A 20,798-nucleotide genomic window follows, 5' to 3' on the forward strand; every position below is an offset into this window, starting at 1 on the left:
AAATACATAATTATTAGAAGTTTTTTAAAAAATGTCCACACGTACCGCAAAACACCATTAAAATAGAAAAGGTGTGCGCAGTATTGCAACACAAGTTTTGCTGCATTTCGTAGTCGCTTGTATGCAAGGCGCATAAGTAAATTGATACAAACATGATACGTGAGGACTAATGGTAGAAGGAAGCAACGGAAGGCGACGTTTTTCCGACAAATGGGGCAAACACGAGTTAGATGTACTCGCTGTATTGTCTTCCGCATTCCCGCAATGGCTGACTTCGCGTCAAATTGCACAGCGCGTAAAGGCATATGCAGATTCGTACGGTGAGCTTGCAGATCAAGCAGCTAAAGCAGCATTCGCAAAACAATTCCAGCGAGATCGCGCAAAGCTTGCTGCTATGGGTATTGCAATCGAATCTAGGCAGCCAGAATATTCTTCAAAGTCCGAAGGTCAAGACTTTGCGTCTTATCGTTTGCAATTAGGCGATGAACCTCGCGTACGTTTACGCTTCGACCAATCTGAATTACCAGTTTTAGCTGCAGCAAATTATCTTGCTCGTTCAATGTCTATTTCTTCTCTTGATTCAGGTCAACACGAGCAACAGCGCACTTCTCGCACTGCTCCTAGAGTTCCACAAACTCCTATTCCTGGCTTAGGCTTAGATTCAATCGCACCTGGTCTTGGAACACAAATGCTACCTGATTCATTGGTAAAAGTTATTGATTCTCGCAGATTTGCCGCAACTGTGGATGTCGATGGTGAACATTTAAACGTTGCTTATACTGATGCTGACGACTTAGCGATGTTTGTGCTAGAACATCCTGGATCTAGCGTAGTAAGCCCTCAAGAAGCAGTTGATGCTTTCCATCGCCGTTTGCACGCAGCAGTTAATTTTGCTCAATGTGACGAAAATGAGCAAAAAGATGAAGAAGATGCTATACAAGAAGCGCAAAATATTGAAGAACAAAATAGCGACACTGATAAATCGCATACCAAAAAAGGCTCTTCATTCCAAACTGGAAGTGAAGTAGATCGTAGGCTTCGATTGATGCTTTTCTTGTCTGCTCATCTTGGAGAGGAATTCCCATTAGACGAGCTTGCTGAGCGTTTTATTGGTAGACCAAAAAGCGATGATGAACTTCGTCGATTTGTTACAATTCTTCACAAGGATATAAATACTCTTACTACTGTTTCTGACGATGGGGAAATGGCCGGAAGCCAATTCTTTGATATAGATTGGACTCTTCTTGAGAACGAGGGAATTGTTTCTGCTACTAATTCTTTAGGATTGGAAAGACTTGCTGGAATTTCGCAGCAATATTTGAGCATGCTTACTGCGTCTGCTAATTATTTGGCACATTCCTTGCTTTTGCCTATTGAACAGCGCACACAAGCTGAATCCTTGTATAAACGTCTTCGCCGTCATGTTCTTCCTGGTCAAACTCCATGGCTGAGTTTAACAGGTTACGAAATTGAGCCTCGAAATTGTTCTATTGTTCGCAGTGCTATTAACTCTGGATCTTTGCTAGATATGGAATACACTGACGGGGCAGGACGTATTCGTCGCAAGATTGTTGCACCGTCGAAGATTTACGTTGATGAAGGCGTTTACTATGTTGCAGTGTGGACTGATGTAGAGCAGCAAACACCAGAAGATAAACGTGAATTTGTTGCTAAAGATACGACAATTAATAAAGCGAATGGATTGCCTCGCATTTGGCAAGTTCTTCGCGTAGCACGTATTGAACGTGCAGAAGTTGTAGAGCCTGTATCTCAAGTTGAAATTCCAGATGTGCCAGTTAGTGAACTTCGTAAATGGTGCTTTGATAACGGAACTGAAACTTGCTTTATTACCGATGAAACAGAATTGAACTTTTTGAAGAATCTTTCTGGAGCCACTATGGAAACTTGTGGCAGCGGAGTAAAAGTCCATCTTACTGTTTCTTCTGATTCATGGTTCGTTGCTTTTTGCATTGCTCACGCACGTCATATTACAGCTGTTGCTCCTGAAACATTGCGCAGTATGATTATTGCTCGCGCTCAACGTGAATTAAGCGTTAATCACGCTGATAATGCGAATACAGAGGAATAACAATGCCTTGGTGGATTTGGCTACTCATAACAGTTTTTATGCTGCTCATGGTAGCGCTAGGAGTTGCTATTGTCGTTTTAAGCGCAATAAAAATAGCTAGGGTCTGCTTTGGCATTTCCGAAGACGTTTCTTCTAGATTTGAACGTTTGCATGAACCAAATAAAGAAGATAATGAAAATCCTCGAGATCCATTATTTACACTTCCTATTAAAGATGCAACGAATCGATATGAGCGAACGCACGCAAAAGTTATTGAGCGTCATCAAAAAATTCGCGAAAATCACCGTAAAATATGGCAGCATTGGGATAAAAAATCTCTTCGCGAAGAAGACATTCAGCTATAGCATATAAGAAAGCGACTAATACTTTTTATGTCTCATTTATCACATAAAAAAGACTGCAAAAATAAATCAAGCAATCCAACTGACTGCAATGAGAATGATGTAGTATTATCTCCTTCACAACGTTTCGCAGCTTTTAAAAATACAATGAAGCACGAGCGTTCAATGGCATCTAAATTTGAGCGTTCTTTGTCTTTTGAACTTGATGATTTTCAACTTGAAGCTATTGATGCACTAGAAAATGGCAATAATGTTTTAGTTGCTGCTCCTACTGGAGCTGGTAAAACTGTTGTTGCGGATTTTGCTGTATTTCTTGCGCAAAATCGTAATGTAAAAGCTTTTTACACAACGCCTATTAAAGCTTTAAGTAATCAAAAATATCACGATTTCTGCGAACAGTACGGCTCAGACAGAGTAGGGCTATTAACTGGCGATACTTCTGTAAATCCTGAAGCAGACATTGTTGTAATGACTACTGAAGTTTTAAGAAATATGCTTTACGAGCATTCGATTACGTTGCAATCTTTAGGGTTTGTCGTTCTTGACGAAATTCATTATCTTGCAGATAAATTCCGCGGAGCTGTGTGGGAAGAAGTTATTATTCACCTTCCAAAATCGGTGAAAATTATTGGGTTGTCTGCAACTGTTTCAAATGTTGAAGATTTTTCTGCATGGCTAGAATCAGTGCGTGGAGAAACTCATTTGGTTGTCGACGAACACAGACCCGTGCCTTTAGAAAGACATGTTGTTATTCAAGAGGATTCTGCAACTGAGCCTGAGTTACTCGATTTATACGACCATGACAATAATGGAAACGTAACTAAGCGCGTTAACCCTGCATTGACTAGGAAACTTAATGAATTTGAGTACCGCGCTCGTCGCCGTAAAGAATCTTACAGCGATAGCAAATACCGTTACAGAAAAGGTAAGAAGCACAGTGCTAACGGGGGAGTTGCACAGTTAGATAAATGCGCGAAACGACATACTCCTCGTCGCTGGGCTGTTATTGACGAATTAGATTACCTAGGAATGCTGCCAGGAATTTATTTTATATTCTCTCGTTCCGGTTGCGATCAAGCTGTTCAACAATGTTTAAACGCAGGATTAATACTTACATCTGATGAAGAAATGTACGAAATCCGTAAAATTGTTGACAGTATGGTTGCAAATCAACTTTCTAAAGAAGATTTACACGCTTTAAGCTTTGAGCGTTTTCGTTTTGCTCTCGAACAAGGATTTGCAGCACATCATGCAGGTATGATTGCGTTATTCCGTCACATTGTTGAAACTCTATTTGAACGCGGACTTATTAAAGTTGTTTTTGCAACAGAAACACTTGCTTTAGGCTTAAATATGCCAGCTCGAAGCGTTGTTGTAGAAAAGCTAGTAAAATTTGACGGTACTGGGCATGTACCTCTTACACCTGGAGAATTTACGCAACTTACAGGTCGTGCTGGAAGACGTGGAATTGACGATATTGGTTACGCAATTCTTGTAGATCATGCTGATTTTGTTCCTCAACAGGCTGCAGCGCTTTCTAGTAAACGCGTATACCCACTACATTCCAGCTTCGTTCCTACGTTTAATATGGCAGTTAATTTGCTGAACTCAAGCGATGCAGATACTGCTCGAACAACACTAGATCGTTCTTTTGCTCAATGGGAAGCTAATGCTTCTGCTGAACGTTTACATAATCGCATGAACGAACTTGAAACAGCTCTTAAAGGCTATGAAGAAGCATTCCACTGCGAACATGGGGATTTTGCTGAATTCTTACAATTACGTATGAAGCTTAAAGAAGCTCAACACGATCAACGCCGTAAACTGAAACATACTTTATTCCACACAGATGCAGAACGCACAGCAGCGTTTAAAGCGCTGGATGATGTTATTGCAAATCTTAGAGAAGCTGAGCGAACGCATCCGTGTGCAGGTTGTGCAGATATTCAACAACATTTGCGTTGGGGCTACCATTGGATTAGAGAACATAAGGAACTTGATCAAGTACGTGAACGCTACGAATCTCGTACTGGTTCTGTTGCTAGAACTTTTGACCATATTTGTGACGTATTGTACAGTTTGGATTATTTACAATCTGAAGATTCTTCACAAAACCAAATTTTGCACCTTACTGAGCGCGGTCAATTGTTAAGAAGGTTGTATAACGAACTAGACATTGTATTTGCTGAAGCTATTTGCGAAGGAATTTTTAATAATCTTTCACCGCTTGAATTATTATCGTGCTTGTCTGCATTAGTTTATGAATCTAGAGGACCTGCAGGGGGAGAACCTAGACGATATCCAGGCGGCAAGGATGGCGCGATATTTAATACAGTATTGCGAATGAAAGAATTATTTATGCGTACTAGCGCATTATGCGCAGACGCTCATTTGCCAGCGTTAAGACCGCTTGAATTTGGTGCTGTAGATATTATGTATGATTGGGCTAATGGTGCTGATCTAGCTGAAATTTTGCGCAATACCGACAGCACTGGAGGAGATTTCGTGCGTCAAGCTAAACGTCTTATTGATTTACTTACTCAACTTTTCGCAGCAGGAGAATATTTACAATCTATAGATGGCGTAGATAAAAATCTTTCTTCGTGCGCTTATGAAGCTGCAAAACTATTAAACCGTGGAGTTGTTGCATACTCAGATGTATAAGTATGAGCATATACAAATAAAACGCATGTATTTTGTATATATAAATCGTTTTTATATATATAGTCCGTGCAATTCGGTAATTTTATAAAGTACTACACAAGGAGATACTATGGCAGAACGCAGTTTACGCGGTATGAGCATTGGTGCGAAATCATTAGAATCTGACGATAATGTAGATTTCGCGGCACGAAATGATGTTGTGTATGTGTGCCCAAAGGGACATCGCACGATTCTTCCTTTTGCTCAAGGCGCAGAAATTCCTGAAGAGTGGGAATGCCGCTGCGGCACGATTGCACATCGCGAAGGCGACGATGATCGTCCAGATGATGATTTCAACAAGCCTTCTAGAACGCATTGGGATATGCTGCTTGAACGTCGTAGTGAAGAAGAATTAAAAACTTTACTAGACAAACGTCTAAAAATGCATCATGAGGGCTGGATTCCTGACTATGAGTGAATTCTCGGTGACTTCAGGATGCACTAGTCGTCGCATTATTCTGCTTGATCTTGATGGCACATTAACAAAGTCAGATGCTGGTATTATTACTTGCGCAAAGCTTGCATTGAAAGAATTGAAACAGTCTATTCCGGACGATGCTGAAATGCATCGTTTTATAGGTCCTTCAATTTTAGAATCTCTTCAACGCAATAATGTGCCTGAATCGCTGCTAGCAAAGGGACTTGCTACGTATCGCAAGTATTATTCTGAAGTAGCAACTTTTGATGATCCAAATAATCCTGGTAAAAAGATTCCAGGATGCCTACTTAACAAAGTATACGATGGAATACTTGAGCAACTCACAAAACTTCGTGAAGCTGGATATTATTTAGCAACCGCATCTTGCAAGCCAGAATATCAAGTAAAGCCTATTTGCGATTATTTTGGTTTAACGAAGTATCTTGACGGAATTTATGGCGCTAGCAAAGATATGTCGCGCATTAGCAAAACTCAAGTTATTCGTTATGTTTTTGATGAGATTGATTACAATCCAGAAAAAGGCGACAGAGCTTTGATGGTTGGAGACCGCTGGACTGATGCCGACGGAGCAAAAGATTGCGGCTTGGATTGCTTGGGATGCGCTTGGGGCTATGCTGAGCCTGGCGAGCTTGAAGCACACGGATCTTACAGAATTATTGATAACGTAAGCGAATTAAGCACTGCAATTTGCGAATATTTCGCTTAATCTAATCAGAATTTTTGTCGTAACGGCTTTTTCTTTACACCCTCGTAAAGTTTCGGTCGTTTTTTGGCGGGAAAACGGCTTTTTCTTTACATACATGCACAGTTTCTGTCGGTTGAGCTTATTATTTGACTAGATTTACTTGATATTTATCCGATAATGTACGTTATGTCAAATTAGAGATAAACAATCAAACACAACCAACAAAATCTCAACTACTATCAAATAATATCCCTATTGATACTTCTTACTAAATAATCTAAGACTTGCAGCTTCGGTACGCACAAAATAGCATGACAAAAATATTGACAAAAATAAGCGCGATAATAATCACATATGACGCAATCAGCGTTGATCTCATTAATAACCAATAATCATCGCGAACAAATCCAAAATCGCGAACAATATGCAAAAGCATGTACGCAAGCATTGCGCAAGGAAGCCCACAACAATGCGTAATAACAATACTCCAAGGCATTAAACCAATAGAATTTCTCTTATTACTATTGCTAATACTATTTGCCTTCAAATAAGCATTTTTTCGAAATTTTACTAAAAAACGCACGCAAGCAAATAAACTATAGAAAAACAATGATACTGAAGCAAACCAGCAAATAACAGCGATAATAACAACTACAAACATGCCATTATCCCCACGTTTCCTGAACAAGACTCCATGAGTTTGAAGATGTATGAGAAGTAGGTTTTGAATAAGATTTGCGAGTAGACTTACTACTTTTTTCTTCAACTTGCGTAGCATCAACAGAATTTTCAGAAGATAAGTCCTCTTCAACTCTAGAAACAATGCGGCCAACAGCAATAGCAAATACTGCTAAACCAGAAGCAAGCATACGACGCATATTATCTTGATTCTCATCGCACTCTTGAACAGATTGACCATCACAAATAATAGTCATATTTCTCAAACGCTCTTCTGAGTATCGATTAAGAAAAATAATAGCCGTAGTAACATTAACTAAATTAACGCCAGCATCAAGCAGCCTTTTAGCTACAGCCATAATCGCAATATCCTTAAAAGAATACAAACGACGAGAACCAGAACCGCTAGATGCATGAATTGAAGGCTCTATAATGCTTTTACGAGCCCAATAATCGAGTTGCCGGTAAGTAATACCGGCAACCTTCATAGCGACACTACCACGGTATCCTGAAGCGTGATCAGCAGACAGAGAAAAATTAAAAAGCTCCCCCTGTACTGCGTTAATCACATTATCGGACTGTGACTGCGTCATGTGCGAAAAATACCAGTCTGAATTTGCCAATCATAATTTCATCGCCATTATGCAGCACTGATTCATCAACACGTTCACGATTTACATACGTACCATTTAGACTTCCAGAATCTGAAATGCTAAACACGCCATTATGGCGCTTAAACACTGCATGAGCACGCGAAACAGTAGAATCATCTAACAAAATATCAGCATGCGAATCGCGCCCAACTGTTACTAAGTCTTCATCGAGAAGATAGCGAGAACCAGACACTGCTCCCCTAGTTGAAATCAACAACGCAGTACCAGGACGTAGTTTCGCTATAGTATCAAAATCATCCTGCTGCATAGGACGATCTGAAGTTGTATTCATTGGAATATGAATAGCTGGCATACCAATAATAGTGGTTTCGCCAGCTGTAGGAATCGGTTCAGTCATACTTGCTATTCTACCTTGTTACTCGACTGGTTTTGCATATTCGTACTGTTTTGGTTCGCGTGTCGAAGTAATTTCTACCTCATCAGGCACTGAAACCATTACAGAAGAACCAAATTTAATTTTTAAACGCGACCCAACACCGCCTGCAATATTAACAGCATTTTGCAAATTCTGAGGGTCACCAATTGCTTTCACAATATAAGGAGGATCAATCATAATATTGTCACATATAAGACCATGCTTAGTTTGTGAAATATAGCTTGAAGTAACTATTCTCACACCGTTAATAGACATAACTTCTACGCCAGCATTTCGCAATTCCTCTATTAGCTGAAACATCGTAGCGGCATCAATATTCTCTTTTTCACCTGCGGTAATGTGAACTACAATACCTTTACCTACTGCCGGCAGACGTCCAGAAATAAGACCATTTGCTTGAGCATTCTGCTGAGCAATGCGACGAGCTTCATCTTGTTTATCTACTGCTTCACGCAACGAATTAAGCTGACCTGTTAATTCACTTTTTCGACTTTCCAAACTCTGAATTTGAGAATGAGTTTCTGTAATAAGACGCGTCAACTCCTCTTCACTCATTGTTTCATACAAAAGTGAGTTACTACGATTAACTTGAATCATGTACGCAAAACCTAATAAAGCGCAGAGCAACATCATTAAAAAGCCCGTAAATATACGCGCCCGCGTCACATGACCACTTAGTGAAGATTTTACTTTACGATGAACTGCTGGGAAAGATCCAGTTTGAGTTTCATCACTTTCACGATCATGCGCTTTTTGACGACGCATTTTATGAAGAATATCATCACCTTGTGGAGAATGAGAAAACATTGAAACCATATGCTAACTCCTGAAGATGAAACGACGAATTGCAGAAACGTTAGAGAAAATACGAATTCCTAAAACAACAATAACTGCAGTTTGTAATTGTGCACCTACACCAAGCTGATTTCCAAGTAAAACAAGCAACGTAGCTGCTATAACGTTTGAGAAGAATGAAATAACAAAAACTTTATCCGAAAAGTTTCTTTCAAAATATGCACGTGCAGCACCAAGCAACGCATCTAGTGCTGCAACGACCATAATAGGTAAATAAGGCTGAATGACAATAGGAATATCTGGATGAACAACAACTCCAATTAATACTCCCAAAATTAATCCAAAAATCGCTGCCATGCTTATCTCCTAATTCTCTCGTTGGCAAAACTGATATCGCCTGTGTTTGCTGCGCTGAGTCGTATAACTCTCGAAGGTGAAACCTGTGGATTAATGCCTGCATTAGCTAAAGATGCGTACCATTTCATGCGTTTCATATCATTACACTGTTTAATTAAATCATCAGAATCGCCAATAACTTCAATAACATATGGACTTTGAGTTTGATTAACTCCAATAAGAATAGTTTGGCCAGCAACACGAATAGAAGTTTGTGCTCCAAGTCTATGCCCATTAACAGAAATAGCTTCAGCGCCTGCTTTCCACAATAATGATACAAATTGTTGAATATCGCGATCTGTAACTAATCGCATTCTTGCGCCATTACTCTCGCGAGGCAAAGAACCGCTATTCACATCGCTCGAAGCAGAAATAGGATTAGCAATAGTTACAGTAATCCCAGAACCTTCTACAGCATGAGTGCCATTAACCATATCATCTGATTTACTAACTTCATCCTCTTCAGGCGTAGTAATTTTTTGCGACTCATGATCTACGTTATTTCTCAATAACGTTACTTCTTCTACAAGCTTATCGAAACGAGACGTATAACCTGACAACTCATTAGCTAATGAAGAACGTATTGCTTTTCTAGGATCAGTGTGTAACTTACGAACAAACTGACTCCCAACAGTACCGATAGAAACACACAATAAAAATACTATAGCTCTAGTGAACCACAGATTAAACGGTTTAACAGGTTGTTTACTTAATCTTGCATCCATAAACATTGGATCAACCGGACGATTAGTTAAATCATCAATAAGACGCAAAGCATAATCGTCAATATAACGTCTACGATCATGATTGTGAGCAAAACCACTAGGAGACATTACAACATGATGCGTTGAAATACCAGTAAATGAGTGCGAGAATAATGCTCTACGCCTAGTTAACAACATTCCATCAGGAGCAGCAAAAGACATTGGCATAGTGCTTTTATGAGACGTATGTTTTACATCTAAATCTTTGATACTATCTTTTAAACTAACAAATTCATCTTGCTTAGTCATATGTGCGTACACGCCTTATTTAGTTTTTTCTTGACTTAGCAAGTAACAAATAAGCTTGCATATAGTAAAGCAAGCCAGCATACCAATATAGAGCAATACCCCACACTCCACATGCAAGTGCAGCAGCATAAAGCAGGAACATAGACTCAGTAGCTACAGCATAAACAATCATTAAAGAAACGATCGAAAGCATAAGAAGCGCTGTACCAGCTTTACCTACAAAGTTAACAGGCAAAGGACCATAATCTCTTTGCGCAAGTACTATTACAAGTACAGCCATAATAACATCACGCAATACTACTAATAAAAGTGCCCACCAAGGGATAATCATTGCAACAGCTAAAGCTAACGTACTGCAAAAAATCAATAGACGATCAGCTATAGGATCAAGGATTTGACCCAACTTACTAACTTGATTCAAAGTACGAGCAATATAACCATCAAGACAATCAGAAAACGCAGATATTGCTAAAACAATAAGAGCAAAAGTCATCTGATGCTGTGTAATAAGCCAAGCAATATAAGGAATTGAACATATGCGCAAAAAACTGATTAGATTAGGTATTGTCAAAACTCGATTCATTGCTTCAGGACTATATTCCTGATTAATAACGAACTTAGTCATAATATCTTCCTCATACGAAATCACTCAATTAATCAGCATATATTCGCATCAAAAAAAACTCGCTTGTTGTGCAATACTTAATATGTTGGGGACATATTTCATGTCCCCAACATACATCTAATATTTATTCGTGCCAAGCAGCTTTTGCAGTATTACGAATAGCTTCAATCGCCTCTTTAGGACTTTCTGCTCCATAAACTGCAGAACCTGCAACAAGCACATCAGCACCAGCTTCAGCAACTATTGCTGCAGTTGAAGGGCTAACTCCTCCATCGACCTGAATATGAGTCTGCAATCCGCGACGAGTAATTTCGTCACGTAAACGGCGAACCTTATTCATTTGATTAGCTAAGAACTTCTGTCCACCAAAACCAGGCTCAACAGTCATAATAAGAACCATATCGAATTCATCAAGAATATCGAAAATAGGTTCAACTGGTTCTGCAGGACGCACAGCAAAGCAAGCTTTACAACCCATATCGCGAAGCTGACGAGCTAATCTCACTGGAGCATGAGTAGCACCCATATGAAAACTCACAGAAGCAGCTCCAAGCTTAGCGTATTCTGGAGCCCAACGATCTGGATCCTCAATCATCAAATGTACGTCAACTGGAAGTTTAGTAACCTCACAAATTCGCTTAACAATTGGTTCACCTAAAGTCAAGTTAGGTACAAAGTGATGATCCATTACATCGACATGAACAAGATCCGCATTAGATATTGCATCAAGGTCACGCTCAAGATTGCAAAAATCTGCGGAAAGAATGCTAGGTGCTATTTGTATATTCATGTGTACTATTCTAGAAAATGCAAGCGACTAGTTTTATAAAAACAAAATTTTTAAAATTGCTTTTTCAAATACTTGAATCTTATTTACTAGAAGTATTCTGAGACTCACGTTCTCTTTCGTCTGAAGTTATATCTATAAGTCGTTCAACAAGAGAATCACGAGTACTAGCACTCTTTTGCAGCAAAGCAAAAACAATAGTTGCACAAATAAATACGATAATAGAAACCCAAACATTAATGCGAACACCTAAGAAAACATGTGAAAAATCAATTCGCAATGCCTCAATCCATACTCGTCCGATTGTGTACCACATAACATAAAGTGCGAATACGGAACCGGCTTTTAACTTCTTAGCTATAACTTTGCCAAAATAAATAAGCAATGCAGCACCGATGAAATTCCAAATCATCTCGTACAAAAATGTTGGATGAAATAATGTGCCTTCTGGGCACGTTAACCCATCATAACATCTTTCACTATGACCTATTGCTTGTGTGGTATCATAATTTAACTTCAAACCCCATGGCAAGTTAGTAGGAGCTCCGTAAAGTTCTTGATTAAACCAATTCCCCAATCTTCCTATACCTTGAGCAATAAGCACTGCAGGAGCTGCACAATCAGCTAGTAATCCAATAGGATATTTACGATACTTGCATAACACACAAGCAGCCAATGCGCCTAAGAATATGCCGCCCCAAATTCCTAGACCACCATTCCAAATTCTAAATATTTCTAAAAAATCACCATTAGAGCCAAAAAACTTTTCTGGAGTTGTAATAACGTGATACAAACGCGCGCCAATTATTCCAGCAGGAAGACTGACTAAAACAAGATCAAGTATCTGGTTAAAATCTCCTCCAAGACGCTTCCATCGACGCGTAGTAATCCACATTGCAACCAAAATACCGGCAAGAATACTAAGAGCGTAAAACTTTATGTTTACAAAGCCAAGAGAAAATTGCGAAATACTTGGCGACGGGATAAAACAGACTGTCATGGCGTCGATATTAGTCTAAGCCCACGATTGCGACAGATAAATTCAGAAATGAGCAAGTTGCAAAAGCACAAGCAGCACAGGACCGCACAGCAAAATAGAATCTACTCGGTCAAGAACACCACCATGACCTTTTAGCAAATGCCCCATGTCTTTAATACCAATATCTCTTTTAAGCATAGAAGCACACAAGTCACCGAATGTGCCAATGATTCCAGAAGAAATACCCATGACTAATGGCATCCACCAGAAATTGAACCAAGAGGAACCATAAAAACCTGCAATAATTGCATATGCTCCTATAATTGCAAAAAGCATTGAGCCTATTAAGCCTTCTACAGACTTCTTAGGAGAGATTCGCGGAGAAAGCTTATGTTTGCCCAACCATGCACCAGCAAATAATCCGCCAGTGTCACTTAATGCAGGTAAAAATACCAAAAGCATAGCGTGAGCAACTGCGTATTTTGTATTTGTAAGAGCTAATACAATGCAAGAAGCTAAAAGTGGAATGTACAACACCACGAATAGCGAAACAGACGTATTCGTAAATAAAGTATGTTCGTATGATGAGCGGTTAGAACCATCGAGCTTTTTTTCTACAGCTTGCATCGTTCTATCTGAAATAGTACTGCTAAGAGTCGCACAAATTACTGTAAGAAGCAAAGATGCAGTAATTCCACTAGCCATAGCAACAGCATGCCATTTTGCATAGTATGTTGAAAAAATAGTTACAAGCGAACATATTGATAACGTTACGAAAGGAATACGCAAACCGAGAGTTGCAAAATCAACATGTAATTCCCACAATGCCAGAACCATAAAAATGGCCATAAGCACTATAAAGACATCAATGCTAATAATTAAGCAAGAAACAATTGCTACAACTAGTATTGCGGCAGTAGCAATTGCTTGAGGCATATTCCTGCCCGTGCGACGATTAATATCACTTAAAGTTTCATGGGTGCCATGTGTAGCAGTATCTGCTTTGTCAGAAGACAATCCTACTTCTAATGCAGTTTTTTCAGCATTTGCTTTACTGACTTCATTGGCAAAATTATGCTGTTTTATTTGACTCATACGGCACCCATTCAGTTTGAAACTACAAAAATCTCAGACTTCCATAATTTCTTTTTGCTTACCTTCAAGCAAAACGTCTAAGGAATCAGTAACTTGCTTAGTTACTTTATCAAGCTCTTTTTGTAAACGATCGCCTTCATCTTCGCCAAGTTCACCATCTTTAACAGACTTGTCAATAGATTCCTTAGCTTTGCGACGAATATTGCGAACTGCAACTTTGCCTTCTTCTGCTTTATTCTTAGCAAGCTTGACGTATTCCTTGCGACGCTCTTCCGTGAGCTCTGGCATAGTAACACGAATAACATTGCCATCACGATTAGGGCTTACACCTAAATCAGAATCGCGAATAGCCTTTTCAACAGCATTCGCTTGAGAAGCGTCAAAAGGCGTAACTGAAAGAGTTCTAGGCTCTGGAACACCAATAGATGCAACAGCTTTAATTGGAGTTGGAGCACCATAATAATCAACCATAATTCCGTTTAGCAAAGCAGGATTAGCACGACCGGTGCGAATACCCATAAAATTCTCTTTAGTAGCTTCAACAGACTTATTCATCTGTTCACGGGCTTGATCAATTATTGCTGACATGTGTTCTCCTTTATAATATTTAAGCAAATGTTGGCTCTGCATTAGACACTAATGTGCCAATAGATTCTCCAACAAGAGCACTAGTTACGTTACCTTCGCCCTCAAGACCAAACACACGAATTTTTTGATTATTATCGCGAGCCATAGAAAGCGCAGACGCATCCATAACAGCTAAACCATCAACGATAGCGCGATTGTAGTTTAATGTTAGGAACTTACGAGCAGTAGAATCTTTACGAGGATCAGCACTATATACGCCATCCACACCATTCTTGCCCATAAGAACTTCATCGCAATGAATTTCCAATGAACGTTGAATAGAAACAGTATCAGTAGAAAAATATGGCATTCCGGCACCAGCACCAAAAATAACCACACGACCCTTTTCAAGGTGACGAATTGCTTTCAACGGAATATAAGGTTCTGCAACCTGACCCATTGTAATAGCAGTTTGTACGCGAGTTGCTTGCCCTGCTTGCTCAAGAAAATCCTGAAGAGCCAAGCAGTTCATTACAGTGCCCAACATACCCATATAATCGCCACGGCTACGATCAATACCTGCTTGCTGCAGTTCTGCTCCCCTAAAGAAGTTACCGCCGCCGACAACAATAGCAACCTGAACGCCTTGATTCACTGCAGCTACTATTTCGCCAGCAATCCTACGAATAACATTAGTATCAATACCAACAGCGCCACCACCGAATGCTTCTCCAGAAAGCTTTAATAAAACCCTACGGGACTTTCCTTCATCCGTTTGTGCAATAGCCATACAGATTCCTCCAGTCATAACGGCGAATGAGGTATATCTTTGTCAGTTTATCTATCAATAACGACACTCAAAACGCACGTTAAGCTGGAAAATGAATATAAAAAATGGGTTGCGCACAACTTGTGCACGCAACCCTATATACAAGAACAAAAATAAATTCTTATATAATTAGTGCTTATTCAGCAGCACCTTTGCCAACCTCAACGCGAGCAAAGGCAAGAGCGGTGCCGCCAACTTCCTTGAACAAGTCACCAACGCTCTTGGATGGATCCTTAACGTATGCCTGCTCGAGAAGTACAGTTTCCTTGAAGAAAGCGTTCATACGTCCTTCAACAATCTTTGGAACAATCTTCTCTGGCTTGCCTTCAGCCAAGGACTTCTCGGTTGCAACGCGACGCTCAGATTCCAAAACTTCTTCTGGAACATCTTCGCGGCGAAGCCACTGCGCACCCATAGCGGAAATCTGCAAAGCAGCTTCGTGAGCAACCTTTGCACCAGCCTCGTCAGTAGCAATCATGGAAACGATGCTTGGAGGCAATTCCACAGACTTCTTGTGAGCATAAATCTCAACGTGTGGACCGCTTACCTTAGCAACCTGACCAACCTTGACGTGCTCGCCAAACAAAGCTGCTGCTTCTTCAACAGATTCCTTAACAGTTGCGCCATCAGCTGGTGCTGCAAGTACTTCTTCAGCAGTAGAAGCATTAGCTTCAACAGCATGGTCAAGAACAGTGTTTGAGAATTCCACAAACTTTGGTGTCTTTGCCACAAAGTCAGTTTCAGAATTCAACTCAACTGCGTAACCAGTTTCGCCTTCAGCAGACTTAACAACCTTAGAAGCGATGGTACCTTCCTGAGCCTTACGACCTTCACGCTTACCAGCTGCCTGAATACCCTTAGCGCGGATGATTTCCTTAGCGCGGGCAACGTCGCCTTCAGCTTCAGTAAGAGCCTTTTTAACGTCCATCATGCCGGCGCCGGTTTCTTCACGCACCTGCTTAATCAACGCTGCAGTAATTGCTGCCATTTTGTTCTCCTCGTATCAATATGATTCTTAAAAGCTGCAAAAAGCAAAATCAATTGGATTTTGCAGCTTCTAGATAAGAATCTGGTTGCAAATTAGCTTATCAGGCGTTTGCCTCAGTATTTTCTTCCTTGGCAGGCTTAGCTTCAGCTTCGCCTTCCTTGGTGAGCAATTCCTTCTCCCAAGCTGCCATTGGCTGAGCATCATTACCTTCAGACTTAGCGCCCTTACCGGCATGCTCAAGCAAGCCTTCAGCTACAGCATCAGCCATCAAGCTGGTCAATAACTCAATGCCACGAATAGCATCGTCGTTAGCAGGAATTGGATACTCAACAGACTCAGGATCAGTGTTGGTATCAACAATTGCCACAACTGGAATACCAAGCTTATGGGCTTCTTCAACAGCCAAAGCTTCCTTGTTAATATCAACAACGAACATGGCGGATGGAGTGCGGTTCATGTTGCGAATACCACCGAGCTGCTTGGAAAGCTTGTCCTTCTCGCGCTCGAGAAGCAAAAGTTCCTTCTTAGTCAAGCCGGATCCACGAACATCGCTGAAGTCCATTTCCTCAAGTTCCTTCAAGCGCTTTACGCGAGTAGAAACAGTCTGGAAATTGGTCAACATACCGCCAAGCCAACGCTCGCAAACATAAGGCATGTTTACGCGAGTTGCCTGATTCTGTACAGCTTCCTGAGCCTGCTTCTTAGTGCCCACGAAGAGAACAGTGCCGTTGTGAGCAACAGTCTGCTTGATGAAGTCATAAGCCTTGTCGATCATGTCGAGAGACTTGAACAAATTGATGATATGAATACCATTGCGCTGGGTAAGAATGAACTGCTTCATCTTTGGGTTCCAGCGACGAGTCTGATGACCGAAGTGCAAACCAGCCTTCAGCATTTCGCTCATGGTAATCTGTGCCATATCTATATACCTTTCTTGTCGGTTATTTCCTGGCCATGTCTGTTCGCATGCAACTTGGCTGACACATGCCTAAATCCAAGCCGACCGACACGAACGGACGCGTACATGGCGCGTATTTGCGAATCCGTGTAGACAATAAAAAGCGAGCAATCATATAACGCGGCAATACTCATGCTCAAAATGGACACGCAGAGAGTGATTATATCAGATACTCAATACCAAAAATCGGCATCCTTGTAGCAATAAAAGCAACAAAAATGCCGATAACTTTTAAAAAATTATTTACACATAACGCATAAAAACTAAAACTTAGCTACGCATATTATTGCGCAACTCACGCAACGCTTGACGGCGCACATCCTTTTCAAGCCTATCCAAATAAATATGACCATCTAAATGATCACACTCATGCTGAATCATTCTAGCCATAAGACCTTCACCTTCAAGCACTACAGTCTTACCATCTAAATCAATTCCACGAGCTCTAGCATAATTTGCACGCCTAGTTTTGTACCATAATCCCGGAACAGAAAGGCAACCCTCGTCGTCGTACTGTTCACCTTTTAGCTCTTCAATTACTGGATTTAGAATATAGCCAATTCGACCATTTATATTGTAAGAAAAAGCTCTAAAACTTACACCAATCTGATTAGCAGACAATCCAGCTCTACCTGGATCATTTACCGTTTCCAATAAATCATCAACTAAATGTTTCACAGCTGGCGTAATTTCACGAATCTCATCACAAGGAGTTCGCAATACGGGATCCGGAACAATACGAATTTTTCTAATAGACACTCGATTACTCTTTCTTTTATGTAAGTAGGAATAACGAAAAAACAACTACAAATATGTAAGCTTTTTACTCGACATGTTCATTATGATCACTATGCGATGTCGAAGAGGAATCTGATGAAGATTCTTCACCAAAACGCTTCAAATGATTCGCAGCTTGATCGATAGCTTGACGTACTCGAGGAGTTACAGCTTCCTGAGCTTGCTTAACAGTCTCCTGTGCTTGCTTAACAGTCTCAGTAGTTTTATCGAGAATCTTTACAGTTGCTGGCAAAGGACGAGTATTAGGCTTTGGAGCATACAATTGCGTTTCGATAATATCAGCATAGCGAGCAAGAATCTTCGGACGAACAATCTTCATACTTGGAGTCAAGGTTCCAGCATCTTGAGTAAATTCATCTTGCAAAATAACAAACTTACGAACAGACTCAGCGCGAGAAACAGTACTATTAGCTTGGTCAATAAATTGCTGAATTACTGAACGCACTGCTTCGTTAGTAGCAATCTCACTCATAGTAAGGTTAACATCCATACCCTTATTCTTTAGCCAAGAACGAACCATATCTGGATCAAGCTCAATTAAAGCAGAAACAAATGGCTTACCATCGCCCACTACTACAGCATGAGAAACTAATGGGCATTGAGCAATAATACCTTCCATAGGAGCAGGACTTATATTCTTGCCACCGGCAGTAATAATAATATCTTTTTTGCGACCAGTAATAGACAAGAATCCTTCATCATCTATTGAGCCAAGATCGCCTGAATGCAACCATCCATCTTCGTCAATAACTTCTGCAGTAAGCTCAGGCTTATTGAAATATCCCATAAATACGTTAGGACCTTTAATAAGCACTTCATCGTCGTCAGCAAGACGGATAGCTATACCAGGACCAGGTCGACCTACAGATCCAACTTGATTTGCATGCTCAAAATTAACTACACAAGGAGCGGCAGTTTCAGTCATTCCATACCCTTGAATAAAAGTAATACCATCAAGACCATTAAAGAAATGAGCCAAATCAGCATCCATTGGAGCTCCACCGCAAGCTAACCATGAAAGATTAGGACCTAAAGCTGAACGAATAGAAGAACCAACTGTTTTCATGTACATCGCATGATTCATGCGTGCAGCAAGAGAATGAGTTTTACCTTCAACATTGTCGCGAGACCATTGAATGAAATGCTTTACAGCTTTAGCAAAGATACGACCCTTTATGCCAGCACCAGCTTTTTGTGACGCAGCATTATAAACTTTTTCAAAAACTCTAGGCACGCCAAGTAAATACGTAGGCTTAAAACTACGCAAATCAGCCAAAAGATGCTTAGCATTAGGCACATATCCAATAACACCGTGAGCACCAATAGCAACATATTGAATGTACCGAGCAAAACAATGCGCCAATGGAAGGAATAAAAGCAAACGATTTGGTTTGCATAACATATCGTTAAGAACATCGTAACCAGCAAAAACAATATGCGTAAAATTACGATTTGAAAGCATTGCGCCTTTAGGTCTACCAGTCGAGCCAGAGGTGTAAACAATAGTAGCTAAATCATCTGCCTTAACAACATCAACAGCTTTATTAAGCTCATCCTCAGTAATAGATCTACCAAAATCAACAACTGCTTCCAAGCCACCAGCTTTGAAATTAAATACGGTTTTCAAAGTTATATGTTTATGATCCTGACGAACACGCTCTAAGCATTGAGCATGCGCATCGTCTCCAGCAAAAGCAATAACTGGCTTAACTTCATCGATAATGTCAGCTGCCTGCAATGCTGAATCTGTTTCATAAATAGGAACGCTTACAGCACCAATACATGCACAAGCAAAATCGACAATACCCCACTCATAACATGTAGCAGAGTAAATAACAACTTTGGAGCCATGCTGAACTCCGAGTGCTATTAAGCCTCGAGCTACTGCACGAACTTTCGCGAGCATTTCAGATGAAGTAACATCATGCCAACGACGAGTTTCATCGTCTTGCCATTGAGCAACCAAGTCTTGTGGGCTACGCATAGCACGATTGGCGAGTAAGGAATAAATGGTATCACCGTCTTGAGTTGGGTGAATGGCTTCTACAGCAAATTCTCGGAGCATATTATTTATTGTACTTGATAACAGAATCGACACGACTGCACGAAGTACAAAAAATAATACTTAATATTGTCATTTACAAACAAACACTGGGAAAAAACTTAGATTCTACAAGTCGTGCAAGGTAGAATGTTTAATCTTACAAAAGTGAACCCCTTTATTGCTAAAATTGTTGAAAAATCAGCAAATCAAGCAATAAGGGGCTCATATTTATTTGAATATATGTACATAAGTCTTCAAACGCATTATCATAGATGTCTTATTTCAGCTACCTACTATAAGCGACGATTTTATCCTAGATCTGCATACGTGCAAATCCAACGATTATTTTTCAATTCCAAAGATAACGACGCCCAGTATTTCACAGGTCCTGCACAAATGCGCACAACACCTTCAAAATGATTCGGGCTGACTAACATTCCATTAAACAAACTCGGAACTGCAGGAAAACTACGCACAGCAGAGCGAGTTTCCGAATCGTTATTATCAGTGAAATACTCATCCATCAGTTTCCACATGTTAGTTAATTTAGTAATACAACTTTTTGTTAAAAGCTGCGACATAGCTGGAGAAATAGGCCTACCTCTCGAAATATCTGCAGCTATGCAAGCAATTTGACAAGTTTTTAAAGCTAAATTAACAAAAGCCTGCTCATCTCTACTGTCGAAATAACACATTCCAACATGGTATTTCAAGCATTCACGCGAAAAACCAACACTAACTTCACCCTCATATACAGGCAAGCTAATACGAGGTCTACAGAAAACATGTGGAGGATCCTCGTCATTGTTTTTCTTAGTCTTTGAGGACTTATCTTTCAGCTCATCATCACTGTAATCGTTATCTTCCATGCCATAGGCATCAGCAAAATCTATCTTCATGTTTCTCTCCTGTTTTAACAATTATTTAAAACTGTTGTTA

21 protein-coding genes are annotated in these 20,798 nt (G+C 40.2%); 5 read left to right on the top strand and 16 right to left on the bottom strand.

All coding sequences use genetic code 11. The annotated features are described in order from the left end of the window. The first annotated feature begins 169 nt into the window (after positions 1–169). The 5 genes from A5294_RS01705 to A5294_RS01725 all read left to right on the top strand — a co-directional run bounded on the left by A5294_RS01705 (position 170) and on the right by A5294_RS01725 (position 6,278). Positions 170–2,089: a YafY family protein gene (locus A5294_RS01705; RefSeq protein ID WP_004106631.1), complete on the top strand. Its 1,920-nt coding sequence runs from the start codon at positions 170–172 to the stop codon at positions 2,087–2,089. Positions 2,090–2,091: 2 nt separating this feature from the next. Then, positions 2,092–2,433, top strand: a complete 342-nt coding sequence (locus tag A5294_RS01710; protein ID WP_032842489.1) for a hypothetical protein — start codon at positions 2,092–2,094, stop codon at positions 2,431–2,433. A gap of 27 nt (positions 2,434–2,460) precedes the next feature. Continuing rightward, on the top strand, positions 2,461–5,094 hold the full coding sequence (locus A5294_RS01715; protein WP_004106627.1) for an RNA helicase: 2,634 nt from the start codon (positions 2,461–2,463) through the stop codon (positions 5,092–5,094). Positions 5,095–5,203: 109 nt separating this feature from the next. Next, the gene (locus tag A5294_RS01720) at positions 5,204–5,551 is read left to right on the top strand and encodes an RNA polymerase-binding protein RbpA (protein WP_004106625.1); all 348 of its coding nucleotides are present in this window, start codon (positions 5,204–5,206) and stop codon (positions 5,549–5,551) included. Then, positions 5,544–6,278, top strand: a complete 735-nt coding sequence (locus A5294_RS01725) for an HAD hydrolase-like protein (RefSeq protein WP_064340295.1) — start codon at positions 5,544–5,546, stop codon at positions 6,276–6,278. Before A5294_RS01720 ends, A5294_RS01725 begins: the two co-directional genes overlap by 8 nt. Before the next feature lie 644 nt (positions 6,279–6,922). On the opposite strand, the gene A5294_RS01735 is transcribed toward A5294_RS01725, so the two are convergent. The 16 genes from A5294_RS01735 to A5294_RS01810 form a co-directional block, all read right to left on the bottom strand. Continuing rightward, positions 6,923–7,528 (bottom strand): MerR family transcriptional regulator, encoded by a 606-nt coding sequence (locus A5294_RS01735; protein WP_064340297.1) that lies wholly within the window; start codon positions 7,526–7,528, stop codon positions 6,923–6,925. Further along, a complete protein-coding gene (locus A5294_RS01740; RefSeq protein ID WP_004106618.1) occupies positions 7,506–7,946 on the bottom strand; it encodes an FHA domain-containing protein in 441 nt (146 codons plus the stop codon). Before A5294_RS01740 ends, A5294_RS01735 begins: the two co-directional genes overlap by 23 nt. A gap of 18 nt (positions 7,947–7,964) precedes the next feature. Continuing rightward, a complete protein-coding gene (locus A5294_RS01745; protein WP_004574263.1) occupies positions 7,965–8,801 on the bottom strand; it encodes a DUF881 domain-containing protein in 837 nt (278 codons plus the stop codon). Between the two features lie 3 nt (positions 8,802–8,804). Then, positions 8,805–9,137, bottom strand: a complete 333-nt coding sequence (locus A5294_RS01750) for a small basic family protein (protein ID WP_004106615.1) — start codon at positions 9,135–9,137, stop codon at positions 8,805–8,807. 2 nt (positions 9,138–9,139) lie between these two features. Then, complete coding sequence (locus A5294_RS01755) at positions 9,140–10,189, bottom strand: DUF881 domain-containing protein (RefSeq protein ID WP_004106613.1); 1,050 nt, start codon at positions 10,187–10,189, stop codon at positions 9,140–9,142. Positions 10,190–10,208: 19 nt separating this feature from the next. Then, positions 10,209–10,814: a CDP-alcohol phosphatidyltransferase family protein gene (locus A5294_RS01760; RefSeq protein ID WP_064340298.1), complete on the bottom strand. Its 606-nt coding sequence runs from the start codon at positions 10,812–10,814 to the stop codon at positions 10,209–10,211. Positions 10,815–10,938: 124 nt separating this feature from the next. Continuing rightward, complete coding sequence (gene rpe / locus A5294_RS01765) at positions 10,939–11,604, bottom strand: ribulose-phosphate 3-epimerase (protein WP_004574269.1); 666 nt, start codon at positions 11,602–11,604, stop codon at positions 10,939–10,941. Between the two features lie 79 nt (positions 11,605–11,683). Beyond that, positions 11,684–12,601, bottom strand: coding sequence for a prolipoprotein diacylglyceryl transferase (lgt, locus tag A5294_RS01770; RefSeq protein ID WP_004106607.1), 918 nt, complete (start codon positions 12,599–12,601; stop codon positions 11,684–11,686). Positions 12,602–12,643: 42 nt separating this feature from the next. Beyond that, positions 12,644–13,675 (bottom strand): phosphatidate cytidylyltransferase, encoded by a 1,032-nt coding sequence (locus A5294_RS01775; protein ID WP_004574271.1) that lies wholly within the window; start codon positions 13,673–13,675, stop codon positions 12,644–12,646. A 33-nt stretch (positions 13,676–13,708) separates the two neighbouring features. After that, the gene (frr, locus tag A5294_RS01780; protein ID WP_004106603.1) at positions 13,709–14,263 is read right to left on the bottom strand and encodes a ribosome recycling factor; all 555 of its coding nucleotides are present in this window, start codon (positions 14,261–14,263) and stop codon (positions 13,709–13,711) included. A 19-nt stretch (positions 14,264–14,282) separates the two neighbouring features. Next, entirely contained in the window at positions 14,283–15,032 is a 750-nt protein-coding gene (gene pyrH, locus A5294_RS01785) for a UMP kinase (RefSeq protein WP_004106602.1), read from the bottom strand. A gap of 175 nt (positions 15,033–15,207) precedes the next feature. After that, on the bottom strand, positions 15,208–16,059 hold the full coding sequence (gene tsf / locus A5294_RS01790) for a translation elongation factor Ts (protein ID WP_004106601.1): 852 nt from the start codon (positions 16,057–16,059) through the stop codon (positions 15,208–15,210). 100 nt (positions 16,060–16,159) lie between these two features. Then, on the bottom strand, positions 16,160–16,978 hold the full coding sequence (gene rpsB, locus A5294_RS01795; RefSeq protein ID WP_004574276.1) for a 30S ribosomal protein S2: 819 nt from the start codon (positions 16,976–16,978) through the stop codon (positions 16,160–16,162). Between the two features lie 309 nt (positions 16,979–17,287). Further along, on the bottom strand, positions 17,288–17,776 hold the full coding sequence (locus A5294_RS01800) for a peptide deformylase (protein ID WP_004106598.1): 489 nt from the start codon (positions 17,774–17,776) through the stop codon (positions 17,288–17,290). Positions 17,777–17,840: 64 nt separating this feature from the next. Next, positions 17,841–19,880 (bottom strand): long-chain fatty acid--CoA ligase, encoded by a 2,040-nt coding sequence (locus A5294_RS01805; protein ID WP_004106596.1) that lies wholly within the window; start codon positions 19,878–19,880, stop codon positions 17,841–17,843. 287 nt (positions 19,881–20,167) lie between these two features. Further along, the gene (locus A5294_RS01810; RefSeq protein WP_004106594.1) at positions 20,168–20,758 is read right to left on the bottom strand and encodes a hypothetical protein; all 591 of its coding nucleotides are present in this window, start codon (positions 20,756–20,758) and stop codon (positions 20,168–20,170) included. Positions 20,759–20,798 lie beyond the last annotated feature (40 nt).

It is taken from the genome of Gardnerella sp. 30-4 (assembly GCF_001641215.1).
Taxonomy (GTDB): Bacteria; Actinomycetota; Actinomycetes; order Actinomycetales; family Bifidobacteriaceae; genus Bifidobacterium; species Bifidobacterium leopoldii.

Coding starts and splice junctions, on each gene's coding strand:
- A5294_RS01705 (WP_004106631.1), top strand. CDS start 170: ATGGTAGAAGGAAGCAACGGAAGGCGACGTTTTTCCGACAAATGGGGC.
- A5294_RS01710 (WP_032842489.1), top strand. CDS start 2,092: ATGCCTTGGTGGATTTGGCTACTCATAACAGTTTTTATGCTGCTCATG.
- A5294_RS01715 (WP_004106627.1), top strand. CDS start 2,461: ATGTCTCATTTATCACATAAAAAAGACTGCAAAAATAAATCAAGCAAT.
- A5294_RS01720 (WP_004106625.1), top strand. CDS start 5,204: ATGGCAGAACGCAGTTTACGCGGTATGAGCATTGGTGCGAAATCATTA.
- A5294_RS01725 (WP_064340295.1), top strand. CDS start 5,544: ATGAGTGAATTCTCGGTGACTTCAGGATGCACTAGTCGTCGCATTATT.
- A5294_RS01735 (WP_064340297.1), bottom strand. CDS start 7,528: ATGACGCAGTCACAGTCCGATAATGTGATTAACGCAGTACAGGGGGAG.
- A5294_RS01740 (WP_004106618.1), bottom strand. CDS start 7,946: ATGACTGAACCGATTCCTACAGCTGGCGAAACCACTATTATTGGTATG.
- A5294_RS01745 (WP_004574263.1), bottom strand. CDS start 8,801: ATGGTTTCAATGTTTTCTCATTCTCCACAAGGTGATGATATTCTTCAT.
- A5294_RS01750 (WP_004106615.1), bottom strand. CDS start 9,137: ATGGCAGCGATTTTTGGATTAATTTTGGGAGTATTAATTGGAGTTGTT.
- A5294_RS01755 (WP_004106613.1), bottom strand. CDS start 10,189: ATGACTAAGCAAGATGAATTTGTTAGTTTAAAAGATAGTATCAAAGAT.
- A5294_RS01760 (WP_064340298.1), bottom strand. CDS start 10,814: ATGACTAAGTTCGTTATTAATCAGGAATATAGTCCTGAAGCAATGAAT.
- rpe (WP_004574269.1), bottom strand. CDS start 11,604: ATGAATATACAAATAGCACCTAGCATTCTTTCCGCAGATTTTTGCAAT.
- lgt (WP_004106607.1), bottom strand. CDS start 12,601: ATGACAGTCTGTTTTATCCCGTCGCCAAGTATTTCGCAATTTTCTCTT.
- A5294_RS01775 (WP_004574271.1), bottom strand. CDS start 13,675: ATGAGTCAAATAAAACAGCATAATTTTGCCAATGAAGTCAGTAAAGCA.
- frr (WP_004106603.1), bottom strand. CDS start 14,263: ATGTCAGCAATAATTGATCAAGCCCGTGAACAGATGAATAAGTCTGTT.
- pyrH (WP_004106602.1), bottom strand. CDS start 15,032: ATGGCTATTGCACAAACGGATGAAGGAAAGTCCCGTAGGGTTTTATTA.
- tsf (WP_004106601.1), bottom strand. CDS start 16,059: ATGGCAGCAATTACTGCAGCGTTGATTAAGCAGGTGCGTGAAGAAACC.
- rpsB (WP_004574276.1), bottom strand. CDS start 16,978: ATGGCACAGATTACCATGAGCGAAATGCTGAAGGCTGGTTTGCACTTC.
- A5294_RS01805 (WP_004106596.1), bottom strand. CDS start 19,880: ATGCTCCGAGAATTTGCTGTAGAAGCCATTCACCCAACTCAAGACGGT.
- A5294_RS01810 (WP_004106594.1), bottom strand. CDS start 20,758: ATGAAGATAGATTTTGCTGATGCCTATGGCATGGAAGATAACGATTAC.